Here is a 14,850-nt window from a genome sequence, read left to right on the forward strand (position 1 = left end):
CCCAGGCGAAAACACGAACGGCGCACTCCACGAGGGAATGCGCCGTTCGGGTGCGTGAACTACTTGGCCGAAACGACCTCAATGCTGAGGGTGGCGACCACGTCTTCGCGAAGACGCACGGTCGCTTCGTGCGAACCGAGCGCCTTGATCGGAGCCGACAGCTCGACCGTGCGCTTGTCGATCGCACCGAGACCGGCAGCCGCAACCGCCGCCACGATGTCGGCGGTCTTGACCGAGCCGAAGAGTCGACCCTCGCTTCCCGACTTCACCGCGAGCTTGACGGTCGCGCCTTCCAGCTTGGCCTTGAGGGCCTGCGCCTCTTCGAGAGTGGCGAGCTCGCGCGCGGCGCGAGCCGACTTGATCTGCTCGACCTGCTTCTCGCCTCCCTTGCTCCACGCCACGGCAAAGCCCTGGGGGATCAGGTAGTTACGGGCGTAGCCGTTCTTGACCTCGACGACGTCGCCGGCGGAGCCGAGGCCCGAGACCTCGTTCGTGAGAATGAGCTTGGACATTCGATGCTCCTATCGGCCCGAGCCCGCGTACGGGAGAAGCGCCATCTCGCGCGCGTTCTTGACGGCGCGGGCGATGAGGCGCTGCTCCTGCACGGAGACACCGGTAATACGGCGGGCGCGGATCTTTCCACGCTCCGAGATGAACTTGCGAAGCGTCGCGACGTCCTTGTAGTCGATGACACCAACGCGGATGGCCTTCGCCGGAGCGGCGTTCTTGCCACCCTTCGGGCCGCGCTTGCGACGGTCTTGGCCGCCGCTGCTCTTTCCTGCCATGAGTGATTCCTTGAATGTTTACGTCTGATCGAGGATCAGAACGGGGTCTCGTCGTTGTAGTTGCCGGGGCTGTTCCAGACATCCCCGCCGGATGCGGCGCCGCCGCTGGCTGCCCACGGCTCTTCCGCCGCCTGGCCGCCACCGACCGAGCTCTGCTGCGGACGACCGCCACCAGCGCCACCCGAGGTGCGGGTGACCGAGGCGGTCGCGTAGCGAAGGCTCGGGCCGATCTCGTCCACATCCAGCTCGATCGAGATGCGGTTGTTGCCATCCCGATCCTGGAAGGAGCGCTGCTTGAGCTTGCCCTGGGCGACCACGCGGGTTCCCTTGGTCAGCGAGCCGGCAACGTTCTCCGCGAACTCCGCCCAGCACGACGCGCGGAGGAACAGCGCGTCGCCGTCCTTCCACTCGTTCGCAGCCCGGTCGAAGATGCGCGGCGTCGACGCGATCGTGAAGTTGGCGACCGCGCGCCCGGACTGCGTGTAGCGCAGCTCAGGGTCGGCCGTGAGGTTGCCGACGACCGTGATGATCGTGTCCGGCATGACCTACTCGGCGTCCTTCTCGGCGGCGACCTTCGGCTTCTTGGCGGCGGCGGCGGCCTTGCGGGCTGCGCGCTGCTCGTCCTCGACCGCGATCTTGCCGGCGCGAGCGACGGCCTCTTCCGCGCGCAGCACCTTGGTGCGCATCACGGCTTCGCTGAGCTTCAGCTGGCGGTCGAGCTCGACCGTCGCTTCCGAGGTCGCGGTGAAGTTGACGACGGCGTAGATGCCCTCGGTCTTCTTCTTGATCTCGTAGGCGAGCCGGCGACGGCCCCAGATGTCGACATTCTCGATGGTGCCACCGTCGTTGCGGATGACATTGAGGAACTTGTCGAGACTGGGAGCGACCGTGCGCTCGTCAATCTCGGGATCCAGGATCACCATCAATTCGTACTGATGCGTCATTCACCCACCTCCTTTGGTCTAGAACGGCTGCAGACTGTCTGCAACAGGAGGGTGTGCATCGGCCCACGACGCCACGAAGCGTCAGGGCAACCTTCGTAGTGTAGACGCTGACGTGGCGCGGCTCAACCGCGCTCGGCCCACCAGCGCCGCAGACGGGCCTCCGCCTCGGCCTCCCCGAGCGCGCCCTCTTCGAGCCGCAGCTCCATGAGGAACCGATACGCCTCCCCGACGACCGGCCCGGGGCGCACCCCGAGCAGCTGCATGATCTGCTGCCCGTCGAGGTCGGGACGGATGGCGGCAAGCTCCTCCTGAGCCGAGAGCTCGGCGATCCGGGCCTCCAGATCGTCATACGCCGTGGCGAGGCGGTGGGCCTTGCGCCGGTTGCGGGTCGTCACATCGGCGCGGGAGAGGATGTGCAGCCGCTCGAGCTGATCTCCCGCGTCGCGGACGTAGCGTCGCACCGCCGAGTCCGTCCACACGCCCTCGGCGTACCCGAAGAACCGCAGGTGCAGACGCACGAGTTCGGCAACGGACTGCACGACCGACTTGTCGAAGCGCAGTTCGCGCAGCCGCTTGGCCGCGAGCTTGGCGCCGAGCACGTCGTGGTGGTGGAAGGTCACGGCGCCGTTCGGCTCGATCTTGCGCGTCGCGGGCTTGCCGACATCGTGCAGCAGCACGGCCAGCCGCAGGATCAGGTCGGGCTGATGACCGCGGTCGTGCTCGAGCTGAATGGCCCGTTCGAGCGCGGTCAGGGAGTGCTCGTAGACGTCCTTGTGGTGCGCATGCTCATCGATCTCGAGCCGCAGCGCCGGGATCTCCGGCAGGACATGGGCGGCGACGCCCGAATCGACGAGAACCCGGATCCCCGCCACCGGGTCACGGGCGAGCATCAGCTTGGTGAGCTCGTCGCCCACCCGCTCGGCCGACACGATCGTGATGCGCTCGGCCATGCCCTGGGCCGCGCTGAGCACCTCGGCGTCGAGCTCGAAGCCGAGCTGTGCGGCGAAGCGGGCGCCGCGCATCATGCGCAGCGGGTCGTCGCCGAAAGACACCTCGGGTGCGCTCGGGGTGCGCAGGCGCTGGGCGAGCAGGTCGTCGACCCCGCCGGTCGGATCCACGAGCACCGGCTCGCCGTTCGCTCCCGGCAGTCGCAGCGCCATCGAGTTGACCGTGAAGTCGCGCCGCACCAGGTCGTGCTCGAGCGTGTCGCCGAAGGCGACCTCCGGTTTGCGGCTGTCGGTGCTGTAGTCGTCGCTGCGGTAGGTCGTGATCTCGACGGTGTGTCCGTCGATCCGCGCGCCGATCGTGCCGAACGCGCGGCCGATGTCCCAATGGGCGTCCGCCACCGGTGCGACGATCGCGAGGATCTCGTCGGGTGTGGCGCCCGTCGTCAGGTCGAGATCGGTGACCGGCCGACCGAGGAACGCATCCCGGATCGGACCGCCGACCAACGACAGCTCGTGGCCCGCGGCAGAGAAGCGCTCCGCCAGAGTGACCAGGGTCGGCTGCTCGGCCAACTCCCGCAGGCGCGCAAGGGCCCCCGCGACGCTCTCCATGAGCACCGAGTCTACTGAGGTCGCGGCGTGCGTCGGAGTCGGAGGCGGCCCCGCTCGGTCTACACTCGCCTCATGCCGGGCTCGAACGTCACAGGGGGGATCTCTGTGCCGTGGACCGCTCGTCTCGGCCGCCGTGCCGCCGTTCTCGCAACGTCCCTCGCCCTCCTCGCCGCACCGCTCTCGGCAACCGCCGCGGTCTCGGCCGACAGCGCATCCCGCGCCCCGGCGGCGGGCACCTCTGAGCTGGTGCTGGTCGTGCCGGTCACCGTGCCGGCGGATGCCCCGACCCTGCTCGGCGCGTCGCTCCTGGAGGAGTACACCGCCCCCGAGGGGCTGCTGACGCAGCGCCTGGACGCCCTCGACGGAACCGGCGCGACCCTGGCGATCGATCCGCGCATCCTGGTGTCGATTCGGGTGCTCGGCACGGCCGTTCCCGAGTCGGCGGCCGCCTGGCTCGCACGCCTCGAGTCGCTGCCCAATGACAGCTTTCTGCTCCACTTCGCTGACGCCGACGTCTCCGGATTCGCCGCCGCCGACGCGCTCGAGCTCGCGACTCCGCTGAGCTTCCAGTTCGCCGTCGACCCCTCGCGCTTCGACGAGCTTCCGGATCCGACGGACTCGACGGAGCCGGAGCCCTCGGCCACGCCCACCCCGATCGGCTCGCCGTCGCCGACAGCAACCCCGGAGCCGGAGCCCACGCTCCCGCCGAGCGATGAGGAGCTGACCGCCTGGCCGCTCGGGATCGAGGGACTGGAGTGGCCGGCGCGCGGCAACCTCACCACTGCGGGACTGGCCGCCCTCGACGCCGCCGGGGCCGCGTCGGTGCTGCTGGACTCCGCCTCCGTCGGCGACGCGGCCGCCTCGCACCTCAGCGTCGGCGGTGCCAGCGTCCTCGCCTCGAGCTCCGACCTCGACGATCTGCTCGAAGCGGTGGAGGTCGGCCCGTTCTCCGCCAGCGGAACCACCTCGCGCGACGCGTTCTTCTCCGTGCTCTCCGACGAGCTCGCCTCCTCGGTCGGCCCGTTGATCGTGACCGCCTCGCGCGATGCGAACACGGGAACCGCTCGGCTCGCATCGCTCCTCGACGAGCTCGAAGCCCGCGTCGATGTCGACGTCGTCGGCATCTCGACCGCGATGCAGACCGCTGCGAGTGCCGGCGCCCTGACCACGGAGCCCTTCGACGATGCGGTGCTCACTGCCTTCGAGGAGCTCGCGGACGCGGAGGCCGCGGTGTCTCGCTTCGCGGGCATCGTCGCCGAGCCCGACGACTTCCGCGCCGAACACCGGCTCGACCTGGTGAGCGTCTTCGCCGCCGGCGCCGTGGAGGAGCGCGTCGGCGTCACGCTCGCCGTCGACACTGCGATCGAGGAGGCGGAGAGCATCCTGAGCGCGGTTCAGATCGCGGAGGGCAGCGACCTGCTGATCCTCAGCAACAGCACCGGCCTCCCGGTGTCGGTGAGCAACGCCCTCGACGTCGCGGTGACAGTGTCCGTCTCGGGCCGGCCTCTGCGGCCTCTGCTGCGCCTCACCGGCGGCCCGGTGGAGGTCACGGTCGAGCCCGGCTCCTCGCATACCGTGTATCTCCCGGCCGAAGCCGTGACGAACGGCGAGGTGTCGGTGCTGGTGCAGCTGCGCGGCGAGGGCGGCCTCACCGTCGGCACCGATCGCGTGATCCAGGTCGACCTGCAGGCGCAATGGGAGACGGTCGGCACGATCATTCTCATCGGACTCGCGATCGTCTTCGGCGCGGGAATCGTCCACAACATTCTTCGTCGGCGCCGTCAGGCGCGCGCCACGGGGTCTCCGTCCGACGATGAGACGCAACCGGATGACTGAGCCGAGCGCGCTGCCGGCGCGGCCCGCGAACGTCCGGCGCGCCAGCCTGCTGCTCGCCGCCGGCACGACGGTGTCGCGCGTGCTCGGCTTCGTGAGCGCCGCGGTGCTCGCCTGGACGATCGGCCTCAACAACGCGAGCGCGAACGCCTTCGCGATCGCCAACACGCTGCCCAACAACATCCTGCTGCTGATCGCGGGCGGATTCCTGTCGGCGGTGCTGGTTCCGCAGATCGTGAAGGCGGGGCTGCACAGCGACGGCGGCCAGCGGTTCATCAACCGCCTCGTCACGCTCGGCATCGTCGTGTTCCTCGCCGTCACCGTCCTGGCGACGCTCGGCGCCCCGCTGCTGATCGGCGTGTACACCTTCGCCGACGACGCGCTCGACTCCTCGGGCACGGCCCTCGCGGTGGTGCTCGCCTACTGGTGCTTGCCGCAGATCTTCTTCTACGCGCTCTACAGCCTGCTGAGCGAGGTGCTGAACGCGCGCGGCGTGTTCGGGCCGTACGCCTGGGCTCCGGTCATCAACAACGTCGTGGCGATCGCCGGCCTGCTGCTGTTCGCCGCGCTGTTCGGGGTCGCGCCGGCTCACGACGACCCCGCGGGCTGGAGCACCGCCGAGGTCATCGTGCTGGCGGGCGGCGCGACGCTGGGTGTGATCTCTCAGGCCGTGATCCTGATGATCTTCTGGCACCGTTCGGGGCTGCGCTACCGTCCCGACTTCCGCTGGCGCGGGGTCGGCCTCGGCACGGCGGGCCGCGCCGCGGGCTGGGCGTTCGGCATGATCGTCATCAACCAGCTGGCCGGCATCGTTCAGGTCAACCTGGCGCTGACCGCCGGGGAGTCGGATGCCTCGGTCAACGCGCTGCGCGTGACGTGGGCGATCTTCGTGCTGCCGCACTCCCTCATCACCGTCTCGATCGCCACGCCGTACTTCACCCGGATGAGCGGGCACGTGCGCGACGGCAACCTCGCCGCGGTACGGGCCGACCTGTCGACCTCGCTGCGCACCGTGGTGCTGCTCACCGTCGGCGCGGGCACCGCTCTCGCGGCCGCCGCGCTGCCGTTCCTCCGCCTGTTCTCGGGCGACCCGGGAGAGCTCAACAGCACCGCCTTCGTGCTGATGGCCTACCTAGTGGGCCTCGGCTCCTTCAGCGCGATCTACCTGGTGCATCGCGCCTTCTACGCGCTCGGCGACACCCGAACGCCGTTCCTCATCCAGATCGTGCAGTCCCTGCTGTTCGTCACCGGCGCGAGCCTGATCGCGCTGCTGAGCCCGGGCGAGTGGGTCGCGGCGGGGATCGCCGCGGTGACCTCGATCGTCGGCGGCATCCAGGCGGTCATCGCCGCGCTCGTGCTGCGTCGCCGCCTCGCGGTACCGGGTGCGTCGCGTGGCGGCGCTCGCGTCGCCCGGCGCTTCGCCTCCTTCGCGATCGCCGCGCTGCCCGCCTTCGGCGCCGGGCTCCTCGTGCTGTGGCTGCTCGGCGGCGTCGAGTTCGGCGGCCCGACCCTGATCGCCGCGGGGACCGGGTTCGCCCTCGCCAGCCCGCTCACGGCGATCGTCGCGGTGGCGGCGGTCGGCGTCGGCAGCCTCGCGGTATATGTCGGCGTGCTCGCGGTGATCGGCGTCCCCGAGGTGCGCGAACTCGCTCGGCAGTCCGTCAACCTGCTGAACCGGCGCCGCACCCGCCCCAACTCGTAGTCCGCTGTTCACGGTCCGGGAATGCGCCGAACCTAGGATGGGTTGAACTGAGTGATCCGCCCTCAAGGAGTACGAACCATGCGTCAGGTCATCATCATCGGCTCCGGTCCCGCCGGATACACCGCCGCCATCTATGCGGCGCGCGCGAACCTCGAGCCGCTGCTCATCGCCAGCTCGGTCGAGTTCGGCGGTGAACTGATGAAGACCACCGAGGTCGACAACTTCCCCGGCTTCCCCGAGGGGATCATGGGCCCTGACCTGATGGTGCGGATGCAGCAGCAGGCCGAGCGCTTCGGCACCGAGATCGTCTACGACGACGTCACGAAGCTCGAACTGGAGGGCGACGTGAAGCGCGTCCACCTCGGTGACGGCAGCGTGCATGAGACTCGCGCCGTGATCTACGCGACCGGTTCGGCGTACCGCAAGCTCGGTCTTCCCGACGAGGAGCGCCTGTCCGGCTTCGGCGTCTCCTGGTGCGCGACCTGTGACGGTGCGTTCTTCAAGAAGCAGAACGTGGCCGTGGTGGGCGGCGGCGACTCCGCGCTCGAGGAGGCGACCTTCCTCAGCCGCTTCGCCGACAAGGTGTACCTGATTCACCGTCGCGATGCCTTCCGCGCCTCCGCCGCGATGCAGGAGCGCGCCTTCGCGGATCCGAAGATCGAGGTGGTCTGGAACAACGAGGTCACCAGCATCTACGGCGACCAGAAGGTTGCCGGCATCGGCCTGACGAACACCGAGGACGGCACCGAGACGACGCTGGATGTGACCGGCCTGTTCGTGGCGATCGGCGCCGACCCGCGCACGCACCTCGTGCACGACCAGCTCGACCTGGCTCCGGAGGGAACCATCGCCGTCGAAGGCCGCAGCTCGAAGACCAGCCTGCCGGGCGTGTTCGCTGCGGGGGACGTCGTCGACCCGACATACAAGCAGGCGGCAACCGCCGCGGGCTCGGGCGTCGTCGCGGCGCTCGACGCCGAGCACTACCTCGCCGCCCTGGCGGATGCCGACGCGGTCACGCGCGTCAGCCCCAGCACGGAAACCCAGCCCGCCTGACGGGCGCACTGTCAAGAAAGTAGGTCAGCAATGTCTGCCAAGAACGTCACCGATGCCACCTTCGCCAGCGATGTGCTCGCGTCCGAGAAGCCGATCATGGTCGACTTCTGGGCCGAGTGGTGCGGCCCGTGTCGCGCCGTCTCGCCGATCCTTGACAAGATCGCCGAGGAGCACGCCGACAAGATCGACATCGTCAAGCTCAACGTCGACGACAACCCGGAGACGGCCATGAAGTACGGGATCACGTCGATTCCGGCGATGTACGTCTTCCAGGGCGGCGAGATCAAGAAGCGGATCGTCGGCGCCAAGCCGAAGCCGGCCCTCGAAGCGGATCTGGCGGACTTCCTGGCCTGAGCCAGTTCGACTCCCGTGGCCCCGCTCCCCCCTGATGGGGACGGGGCCACTGCCGTCCTCGGGCTACCCTTGATGTCATTCCGACGAACGGACCTGAGATGACCGCCGCGACCCCGCCGAACCCGGGAACGAACCTCGATCCCTGGTACTCGCACTATGCCGCCCGCACCGCGGGCCTGAGTGTGTCCGAGGTCCGAGCTCTGTTCGCCGTCGCGAGCCGGCCCGAGGTGGTCTCGCTCGCGGGCGGCATGCCGAACGTCTCGGCGCTCCCCCAGGAGCTCGTCGAGACCGCGGTGCTGCGCACGGTGCGCGACCAGGGCCCCGTCGCGCTGCAGTACGGCTCCGGTCAGGGAACGCCGCGCCTGCGCGAGCAGATCCTCGACGTGATGTCGCTCGAGGGCATCCACGCCAGCGTCGACGACGTCGTGGTGACGACCGGCTCGCAGCACGCGCTCGAGCTCGTCTCGAAGCTGTTCCTGGATCCCGGCGACGTCGTCATCGCCGAGGGCCCCAGCTACGTGACGGCCATGGTGGTCTTCCGCTCGTTCCAAGCCGAGGTCGCCCATGTCGCGATGGACGAGCACGGGCTCATCCCGGAGTCGCTGCGCGAGACGATCGCGAATCTGAGGAGCGCGGGCAAGCGCCTCAAGTTCCTCTACACGATTCCGTCGTTCCAGAATCCGATGGGGGTCACCCTCAGCTGGCAGCGCCGGATGGAGGTCCTCGAGATCGCGCGGGCGAACGACATCCTGGTCATCGAGGACAACCCGTACGGGCTGCTGTACTTCGATCAGGCGCCGCCGCATGCGATGCGCTCGCTCGAAGAGGATGGCGTGGTCTACCTCGGCACCTTCTCGAAGACCCTCGCTCCGGGCCTGCGCGTCGGGTGGGCGCTGGCTCCTCACGCGATTCGAGAAAAGCTCATTCTTGCCAACGAGGCGGCCGTGCTCTCGCCGAGCTCGTTCGCGCAGATCGTCATCTCGGAGTACCTCGCCAGCGCCGACTGGCGCGGCCAGATCGATGTGTTCCGTGCCAGCTACAAGGAGCGGCGGGACGCCATGCTCACCGCGCTGAAGGACTACCTGCCCGGGCTGCACTGGACGGTGCCGAACGGCGGCTTCTACGTCTGGCTCACGATGCCCAGTCATCTCGACTCGAAGGCGATGCTGCCGCGCGCGGTCAAGGAGCTCGTGGCCTACACCCCCGGCACCGCGTTCTTCGCCGACGGAGGCGGCCGAAACGCCATGCGGCTGTCGTTCTGCTACCCGACACCGGAGTTCATCCGCGAGGGCGTGCGGCGCCTGGCCACCGTGATCAACGGCGAGCTGTCGCTGCTGAACGAGTTCGCTCAGACCGGACCGCTGAGCATCCAGACCGAGGAGCGCCAGGGCGTGCTCCCCCCGAACGTCGGCTGAGGAACCATGACCGCATCGAAGCTCCGCATCGTCGTTCTCGCGGGCGGGATCTCGCACGAGCGAGACGTCTCGCTCCGCTCCGGCCGTCGGGTGGCCGACAGCCTGCAGCATCACGGCCTGAAGGTCGAGCTGCGCGACCCGGACGCCTCGCTGCTCCCGTGGCTGCGTGACGAGCGCCCTGACGTCGTCTGGCCGGCGTTGCACGGCGCCTCCGGCGAAGACGGCGCCCTGCGCGGTCTGCTCGAATTCATCGGCGTTCCGTTCGTCGGCTCCCGCGCCGAGGCGGCGCGCCTCGCCTGGGACAAGCCCACCGCCAAGACACTCGTCGCCCGCGCCGGCGTCTCGACCCCGCGCTCGATCACGCTTCCGCGCGACGTCTTCCGGGAGCTCGGCGCCGACGCCGTGTTCGCGACCATCACCGATGAGCTCACCGGCCCGCTGGTGGTCAAGCCCGCGCAGGGCGGCTCGGCGCAGGGCGTCACCCTCGTCGCCGAGGCCTCGGGCCTCCCGCGCGCCATGGTCGACGCCTACACCTACGGCGAGGTCGCGCTCGTCGAGCAGCGCATCACCGGCACCGAGATCGCTGTCAGCATCATCGACACCGGCGACGGTCCCGTCGCCCTCCCCGCGGTCGAGATCGAACCGCTCTCGGGCGTCTACAGCTTCGAGGCGCGGTACAACGCCGGGGAGACCCGGTTCTACACCCCGGCTCGGATCTCAGACGAGATCGCGGAGCGCGCCGCCTCCGCGGCGCTCACCGCGCATCGCGCCCTGGGACTGCGGCACATCTCGCGAGTCGACCTGATCATCGACGGCGCCGGAACGCCGTGGTTCCTGGAGGCGAACGTGCTTCCCGGGCTCACCGAGACCTCGCTGCTGCCCCAGTCGCTCGAGGCGGCCGGCCACGATCTGGGCTGGGTCTACGCGCGTCTCGCCGAAGCCGCCGCCGCCGAGTAAGGCGCCCCCACGCGCGACGCGCCGCGCACGCGCTACTGGAATCCGGGCTGGCCGAGCTCGCCGAGGATGCGGTTGAGGTCGGCGACGGTGGCGAACTCGATCGTCACGGTGCCCTTGTTCGCACCGAGCGCGATGCGAACCCTCGTGTCGAGCCGATCCCCGAGTGCCTCCGCGATCTCGTCGAGCTGACCCTGGCGACGACCCGCAGTGGGCTTCGGCTTCTTCGCCTTCGCCGTCGGCGATGTCCCCGCGGCAGCCTCGGCGGCGCGCACCGACAGGTCCTCGTTGACGATCTTGTCGGCGAGGCGCTCCATCTCGTCGGGCGATCCCGTGGAGAGGATGGCGCGCGCGTGACCCGCGCTGAGCACGCCGGCCGCCACACGACGCTGCACCGGTTCGGGCAGACGCAGCAGACGGAGGGTGTTCGTGATCTGGGGGCGCGAGCGGCCGATGCGCTCGGCGAGCTGCTCCTGCGTGATGCCGAAGTCGGAGAGAAGCTGCTGGTAGGCCGACGCCTCTTCCAACGGGTTCAGCTCGGCACGATGCAGGTTCTCGAGCAGGGCGTCGCGCAGCATCGCATCATCGGCCGTGTTCTTGACGATGGCCGGAATGCGATCGAGCCCGGCGATCTTCGTCGCGCGCAGGCGGCGCTCGCCCATGATGAGCTCATACTGCGCCTCCCCGATGCCGGCGCCCGGGCGGGGCCGGACGACGATGGGCTGCAGCACGCCGAATTCGCGCACCGAGACCACGAGTTCGTCGAGCTCCTCCTGGCGGAACTCGGTGCGCGGCTGCTGCGGGTTGGGAACGATGTCATCCGGCGAGAGCTCTGCCAGGCGCGCACCGGGGACGGCGACGAGCCCCTCCTCGGGAACGTCGACATCCCCGGCGAAGAAGACGTCGACCGGACGGTCGCTCGCGTCGGAGCTCGTCGGAATGAGGGCGCCGATTCCGCGCCCCAGACCTGTGCGCTTGGGTGCTGCCATCAGTTCGTCTCCCCTGCATGAGCCGTCGAAACCTCAGTCGGACCCGTCGTCGCGACTCCCCCGTTCAGCGTGGCGCCGCCGGCACCCCGCCGGGCGATCTCCGCGGCCGCCTCACGGTAGGAGAGCGAGCCGGGAGAGTTGCTGTCGTAGCTGATCACGCTCTGCCCGTAGCTGGGCGCCTCGGAGATGCGCACCGAGCGCGGGATCACCGTGGTGAGGGTCTGCTCGGGGAAGTGCTCGCGCACCTCGTCCACCACCTGATTCGCGAGATTCGTCCGCGAGTCGTACATCGTGAGGAGGATCGTGCTCAGTCGCAGCTTCTGGTTCAGGTGCTTCTGGATCAGCTCGATGTTGTTGAGCAGCTGGCTGAGACCCTCCAGCGCGTAGTACTCGCACTGGATGGGAATGAGCACCTCGCGAGCGGCGACGAAGGCGTTGAGGGTCAGCAGTCCGAGCGAGGGCGGGCAGTCGATGAAGACGTAGTGGTACGGCTCCTCGGCCTCGCGCAGGAAGTTCTGCAGCGCGGTCCGCAGTCGCTGCTCGCGGGCGACCAGCGAGACGAGTTCGATCTCGGCCCCGGCGAGGTGGATCGTGGCGGGAACGCAGTCGAGTCCGGCGAATTCCGGGCTGGACTGCACCACGTCGCGCATCGGAACGTCGTCGATCATCACGTCGTAGACGCTCGCGGTGTCGGAGCGGTGCTCCACTCCGAGCGCTGTCGAGGCATTCCCCTGCGGGTCGAGGTCGATGACCAGCACGCGGGCGCCGCTCTGCGCGAGCGCCGCCGCGAGGTTGACCGTCGAGGTGGTCTTGCCGACACCACCCTTCTGGTTCGCAACGGTGAACACGCGGGTGTGCGTCGGGCGCGGCAGAACAGCCTCCGCCAACGCGATCCGGCGGCGCGTCAACTCAGCCACCTCTCGAGCCAACGGAGTCTCGTCGTAGTTGTTGTGGGCAGTCACCGCAGTGAATCCTTCTCGCAGCATTGGTGGTCGGTCGCGGGATCGGCGCGGTGGCCATTCCGCCAGCTTCTCGGCCGGGACGCGTGATGTTTCACGTGAAACATCGTGGCGGTCACGCCGGCTCGAGCGCCGAGATCAGTCAACTGTAGCCCGAAAGACCCGCGTGACCTCGGGGATCATCCCCTCGCCGAGAACCAGGGTCTCAACGTTCCGCAGTCGGTACTTTCGGATGACCTTCTGAGCGGCTTCCGTCTCGGCCGCGACCCGCTCGCCCTTGAGCAGAATCAGCTCGCCTCCGGGCCGCAGCAGCGGCGCGGTCATCGGGATGAGCTTGCTGAGGGCCGACACGGCGCGGGCGGTGACCTGGTCCAGGATGCCCTCGACGCCGGCCTCATCGGCGCGCGCGCGGAGCACATCGACATTGCCGAGCGACAGCCGCTCGACCTGCTCGGACAGCCAGTCCGTCCGGCGCTCCATCGGCTCGATGAGGGTGAAGTGCGCGTCCGGTCGTGCGATCGCCAGCACGAGTCCGGGAAGTCCGCCGCCGCTGCCGACGTCGCCGACGCGCGAGCCCTCGGCGATCAGCGGCGCCACGAGAGCGCTGTTCAGCACGTGGCGAGTCCAGATCCGAGGCGGCTCGAGCGGACCGATCAGCCCCAGCTCCTCGCCGCGTGCCCCGAGGTCGGCCGTGAAGGCGCGCGCCTGCTCGATCTGGTCGCCGAACATCGCCGCGGCGACGGACGGCTCGACTTCGACGTCAACCATGCCGGGCGCTCACCACGAGGCAATGTTTCACGTGAAACATCAGCCGCGCGAGATCACCGTGTGGCGATCACGCCCCTCGCCTTCCGAGGCGGAGACGAATCCACGCCCGGCAACGAGATCGTGCACGAGCTTGCGCTCGTAGCTCGACATCGGCGGCAGCGACGCCGATGCGGCTCCGGCTTCGATCCGCTCGATGGCATGATCGACGATGCGCGCGAGCTCCGCTGCGCGCGCATCACGGGAGCCGCCAACGTCCAGGATCAGGCGGGAGAAGCGACCCGTGCGGTTCTGCACCGCCAGACGCGTCAGCTCTTGCAGCGCGTTGACCGCGTCCGAGCTCGACAGCATTCGCAGGTTCGATTCGTCCGTCGCCGTGACGGAGAGGTACGCGCGACCGGCGCGAGCGTCGATCTCGATGTCGCCGTCGAGGTCCGCGATGTCGAGGAGCTCCTCGATGTAGTCCGCGGCGACATCGCCCTCCTCGACCAGCTGGTCCTGGCTCGGGGCGTCATCCGCGACGGGGGCCGGGCTCACCGGGGTGGTTTCGGTATCGGTCACGAGCGCTTGCTCCCACTCTGCTTCTTCGCGCGCTTCTTGCTCACGGGCTGCTGGCGCTGAAGTCGCGCCTTGGTCTCTTCGACGGTCTCCTCGGCCAGCTCCTCGGCGTCGTCGCCCATCTTCGCGCGGCGCTTCTTCGCCAGACGCGCTTCGCGAGCGAGTGCCGCTTCACTGCCCGGCATCGGCATGTTCCGGATCACGATGAACTGCTGGACCATGGTCCAGATGTTCGAGGTCAGCCAGTAGAACATCACGCCGATCGGGAAGGCGAAGCCGGAGAACGCGAAGACCAGCGGCAGCAGGTACAGCAGGATGCGCTGCTGCCGGTACATCGGGCTTTCCTTCATCTCCGGCGACTGGTTCTTCGACATGATCTGCAGCTGCGTGATGAACTGCGACGCCGTCATCAGGACGACCATGACCACGGCGATGACGATGACGACGGTCTCGACCGGATTGGCGGCCAGCGCGCTCTGGATGCTGTCGTGCAGCGGAGCGATTCCGAAGAGCGACGCCGAGCCGAACTGGTCGGCAAGGTCCTGGCTGAGCAGGCCGACGCCAGCCTTGCTCTGGTTCGCTTCGTTGAGCACCGAGAACAGGCCGAAGAAGATGGGCATCTGCACCAGCAGGGGAAGGCAGGAGGCGAAGGGGTTGGTGCCCGCCTTCGAGTAGAGCGCCATGGTCTCGCGCTGCATCGCCTCACGCGAGTACTGATCGCGCTTGCCCTTGTACTTGTCCTGGATCTTCTTGAGCTGCGGTGCGACCTCCAGCATCTTGCGCTGGCTGTGGATCTGCCGCACGAACAGCGGGATCAGGGCTGCCCGCACCACGAGCACCAGACCCACGATCGAGAGCACCCAGGTGAGCCCGGCGGCCGGGTCCAGACCGGCGGCGCTCAGCACCCAGTGGAAGGCAACGAGGATCGCTTCGATGACCCATTTGATGGGCCAGAGAATCGTGCCGATGATGTCAGGCATAGT

The 14,850-nt window shown here is 68.8% G+C and carries 16 protein-coding genes; 6 read left to right on the top strand and 10 right to left on the bottom strand.

What is annotated here, in order from left to right; genetic code table 11:
* Positions 1-59: 59 nt before the first annotated feature.
* From rplI to ACR3ZA_RS08040, 5 genes are all read right to left on the bottom strand, one after another.
* Positions 60-512, bottom strand: a complete 453-nt coding sequence (gene rplI / locus ACR3ZA_RS08020) for a 50S ribosomal protein L9 (protein ID WP_473661462.1) — start codon at positions 510-512, stop codon at positions 60-62.
* 9 nt (positions 513-521) lie between these two features.
* Positions 522-785 carry a 30S ribosomal protein S18 gene (rpsR, locus tag ACR3ZA_RS08025; protein ID WP_294179586.1) on the bottom strand — a complete coding sequence of 88 codons (264 nt, stop codon included), beginning with the start codon at positions 783-785 and terminating at the stop codon, positions 522-524.
* A 35-nt stretch (positions 786-820) separates the two neighbouring features.
* Positions 821-1,327 (bottom strand): single-stranded DNA-binding protein, encoded by a 507-nt coding sequence (locus ACR3ZA_RS08030; protein WP_473552847.1) that lies wholly within the window; start codon positions 1,325-1,327, stop codon positions 821-823.
* Between the two features lie 3 nt (positions 1,328-1,330).
* Positions 1,331-1,729 (bottom strand): 30S ribosomal protein S6, encoded by a 399-nt coding sequence (gene rpsF, locus ACR3ZA_RS08035; protein ID WP_473661463.1) that lies wholly within the window; start codon positions 1,727-1,729, stop codon positions 1,331-1,333.
* 122 nt (positions 1,730-1,851) lie between these two features.
* Positions 1,852-3,285 carry a CCA tRNA nucleotidyltransferase gene (locus ACR3ZA_RS08040; RefSeq protein ID WP_473661464.1) on the bottom strand — a complete coding sequence of 478 codons (1,434 nt, stop codon included), beginning with the start codon at positions 3,283-3,285 and terminating at the stop codon, positions 1,852-1,854.
* Between the two features lie 72 nt (positions 3,286-3,357).
* On the opposite strand from ACR3ZA_RS08040, the gene ACR3ZA_RS08045 reads away from it, so the two are divergent.
* The 6 genes from ACR3ZA_RS08045 (at position 3,358) to ACR3ZA_RS08070 (ending at position 10,599) form a co-directional block, all read left to right on the top strand.
* On the top strand, positions 3,358-5,121 hold the full coding sequence (locus ACR3ZA_RS08045) for a DUF6049 family protein (protein ID WP_473661465.1): 1,764 nt from the start codon (positions 3,358-3,360) through the stop codon (positions 5,119-5,121).
* Positions 5,114-6,820: a lipid II flippase MurJ gene (gene murJ, locus ACR3ZA_RS08050; protein ID WP_473661466.1), complete on the top strand. Its 1,707-nt coding sequence runs from the start codon at positions 5,114-5,116 to the stop codon at positions 6,818-6,820. The genes ACR3ZA_RS08045 and murJ overlap by 8 nt, the downstream gene beginning before the upstream one ends.
* Before the next feature lie 78 nt (positions 6,821-6,898).
* Positions 6,899-7,873: a thioredoxin-disulfide reductase gene (trxB, locus tag ACR3ZA_RS08055; RefSeq protein WP_473661467.1), complete on the top strand. Its 975-nt coding sequence runs from the start codon at positions 6,899-6,901 to the stop codon at positions 7,871-7,873.
* A gap of 30 nt (positions 7,874-7,903) precedes the next feature.
* Entirely contained in the window at positions 7,904-8,227 is a 324-nt protein-coding gene (gene trxA, locus ACR3ZA_RS08060; RefSeq protein ID WP_473661468.1) for a thioredoxin, read from the top strand.
* Between the two features lie 98 nt (positions 8,228-8,325).
* Positions 8,326-9,642, top strand: coding sequence for an aminotransferase class I/II-fold pyridoxal phosphate-dependent enzyme (locus tag ACR3ZA_RS08065; protein ID WP_473661469.1), 1,317 nt, complete (start codon positions 8,326-8,328; stop codon positions 9,640-9,642).
* Positions 9,643-9,648: 6 nt separating this feature from the next.
* Complete coding sequence (locus ACR3ZA_RS08070; RefSeq protein ID WP_473661470.1) at positions 9,649-10,599, top strand: D-alanine--D-alanine ligase; 951 nt, start codon at positions 9,649-9,651, stop codon at positions 10,597-10,599.
* 32 nt (positions 10,600-10,631) lie between these two features.
* On the opposite strand, the gene ACR3ZA_RS08075 is transcribed toward ACR3ZA_RS08070, so the two are convergent.
* The 5 genes from ACR3ZA_RS08075 to yidC all read right to left on the bottom strand — a co-directional run bounded on the left by ACR3ZA_RS08075 (position 10,632) and on the right by yidC (position 14,847).
* Positions 10,632-11,585, bottom strand: a complete 954-nt coding sequence (locus tag ACR3ZA_RS08075; RefSeq protein WP_473661471.1) for a ParB/RepB/Spo0J family partition protein — start codon at positions 11,583-11,585, stop codon at positions 10,632-10,634.
* Positions 11,585-12,571 (bottom strand): AAA family ATPase, encoded by a 987-nt coding sequence (locus ACR3ZA_RS08080; RefSeq protein ID WP_473661472.1) that lies wholly within the window; start codon positions 12,569-12,571, stop codon positions 11,585-11,587. Before ACR3ZA_RS08080 ends, ACR3ZA_RS08075 begins: the two co-directional genes overlap by 1 nt.
* Positions 12,572-12,682: 111 nt before the next feature.
* Complete coding sequence (rsmG, locus tag ACR3ZA_RS08085; RefSeq protein WP_473661473.1) at positions 12,683-13,312, bottom strand: 16S rRNA (guanine(527)-N(7))-methyltransferase RsmG; 630 nt, start codon at positions 13,310-13,312, stop codon at positions 12,683-12,685.
* 39 nt (positions 13,313-13,351) lie between these two features.
* Positions 13,352-13,870 carry a R3H domain-containing nucleic acid-binding protein gene (locus tag ACR3ZA_RS08090; protein WP_473661474.1) on the bottom strand — a complete coding sequence of 173 codons (519 nt, stop codon included), beginning with the start codon at positions 13,868-13,870 and terminating at the stop codon, positions 13,352-13,354.
* On the bottom strand, positions 13,867-14,847 hold the full coding sequence (gene yidC, locus ACR3ZA_RS08095; protein ID WP_473661475.1) for a membrane protein insertase YidC: 981 nt from the start codon (positions 14,845-14,847) through the stop codon (positions 13,867-13,869). Before yidC ends, ACR3ZA_RS08090 begins: the two co-directional genes overlap by 4 nt.
* Between the last annotated feature and the right edge of the window lie 3 nt (positions 14,848-14,850).

The sequence above is a fragment of the Herbiconiux sp. J20-20 genome (assembly GCF_057365085.1).

Bases quoted from the DNA above. Each gene is read 5' to 3' on its own strand.
- rplI (WP_473661462.1), bottom strand. From the start codon at position 512: ATGTCCAAGCTCATTCTCACGAACGAGGTCTCGGGCCTCGGCTCCGCC.
- rpsR (WP_294179586.1), bottom strand. From the start codon at position 785: ATGGCAGGAAAGAGCAGCGGCGGCCAAGACCGTCGCAAGCGCGGCCCG.
- ACR3ZA_RS08030 (WP_473552847.1), bottom strand. From the start codon at position 1,327: ATGCCGGACACGATCATCACGGTCGTCGGCAACCTCACGGCCGACCCT.
- rpsF (WP_473661463.1), bottom strand. From the start codon at position 1,729: ATGACGCATCAGTACGAATTGATGGTGATCCTGGATCCCGAGATTGAC.
- ACR3ZA_RS08040 (WP_473661464.1), bottom strand. From the start codon at position 3,285: ATGGAGAGCGTCGCGGGGGCCCTTGCGCGCCTGCGGGAGTTGGCCGAG.
- ACR3ZA_RS08045 (WP_473661465.1), top strand. From the start codon at position 3,358: ATGCCGGGCTCGAACGTCACAGGGGGGATCTCTGTGCCGTGGACCGCT.
- murJ (WP_473661466.1), top strand. From the start codon at position 5,114: ATGACTGAGCCGAGCGCGCTGCCGGCGCGGCCCGCGAACGTCCGGCGC.
- trxB (WP_473661467.1), top strand. From the start codon at position 6,899: ATGCGTCAGGTCATCATCATCGGCTCCGGTCCCGCCGGATACACCGCC.
- trxA (WP_473661468.1), top strand. From the start codon at position 7,904: ATGTCTGCCAAGAACGTCACCGATGCCACCTTCGCCAGCGATGTGCTC.
- ACR3ZA_RS08065 (WP_473661469.1), top strand. From the start codon at position 8,326: ATGACCGCCGCGACCCCGCCGAACCCGGGAACGAACCTCGATCCCTGG.
- ACR3ZA_RS08070 (WP_473661470.1), top strand. From the start codon at position 9,649: ATGACCGCATCGAAGCTCCGCATCGTCGTTCTCGCGGGCGGGATCTCG.
- ACR3ZA_RS08075 (WP_473661471.1), bottom strand. From the start codon at position 11,585: ATGGCAGCACCCAAGCGCACAGGTCTGGGGCGCGGAATCGGCGCCCTC.
- ACR3ZA_RS08080 (WP_473661472.1), bottom strand. From the start codon at position 12,571: ATGCTGCGAGAAGGATTCACTGCGGTGACTGCCCACAACAACTACGAC.
- rsmG (WP_473661473.1), bottom strand. From the start codon at position 13,312: ATGGTTGACGTCGAAGTCGAGCCGTCCGTCGCCGCGGCGATGTTCGGC.
- yidC (WP_473661475.1), bottom strand. From the start codon at position 14,847: ATGCCTGACATCATCGGCACGATTCTCTGGCCCATCAAATGGGTCATC.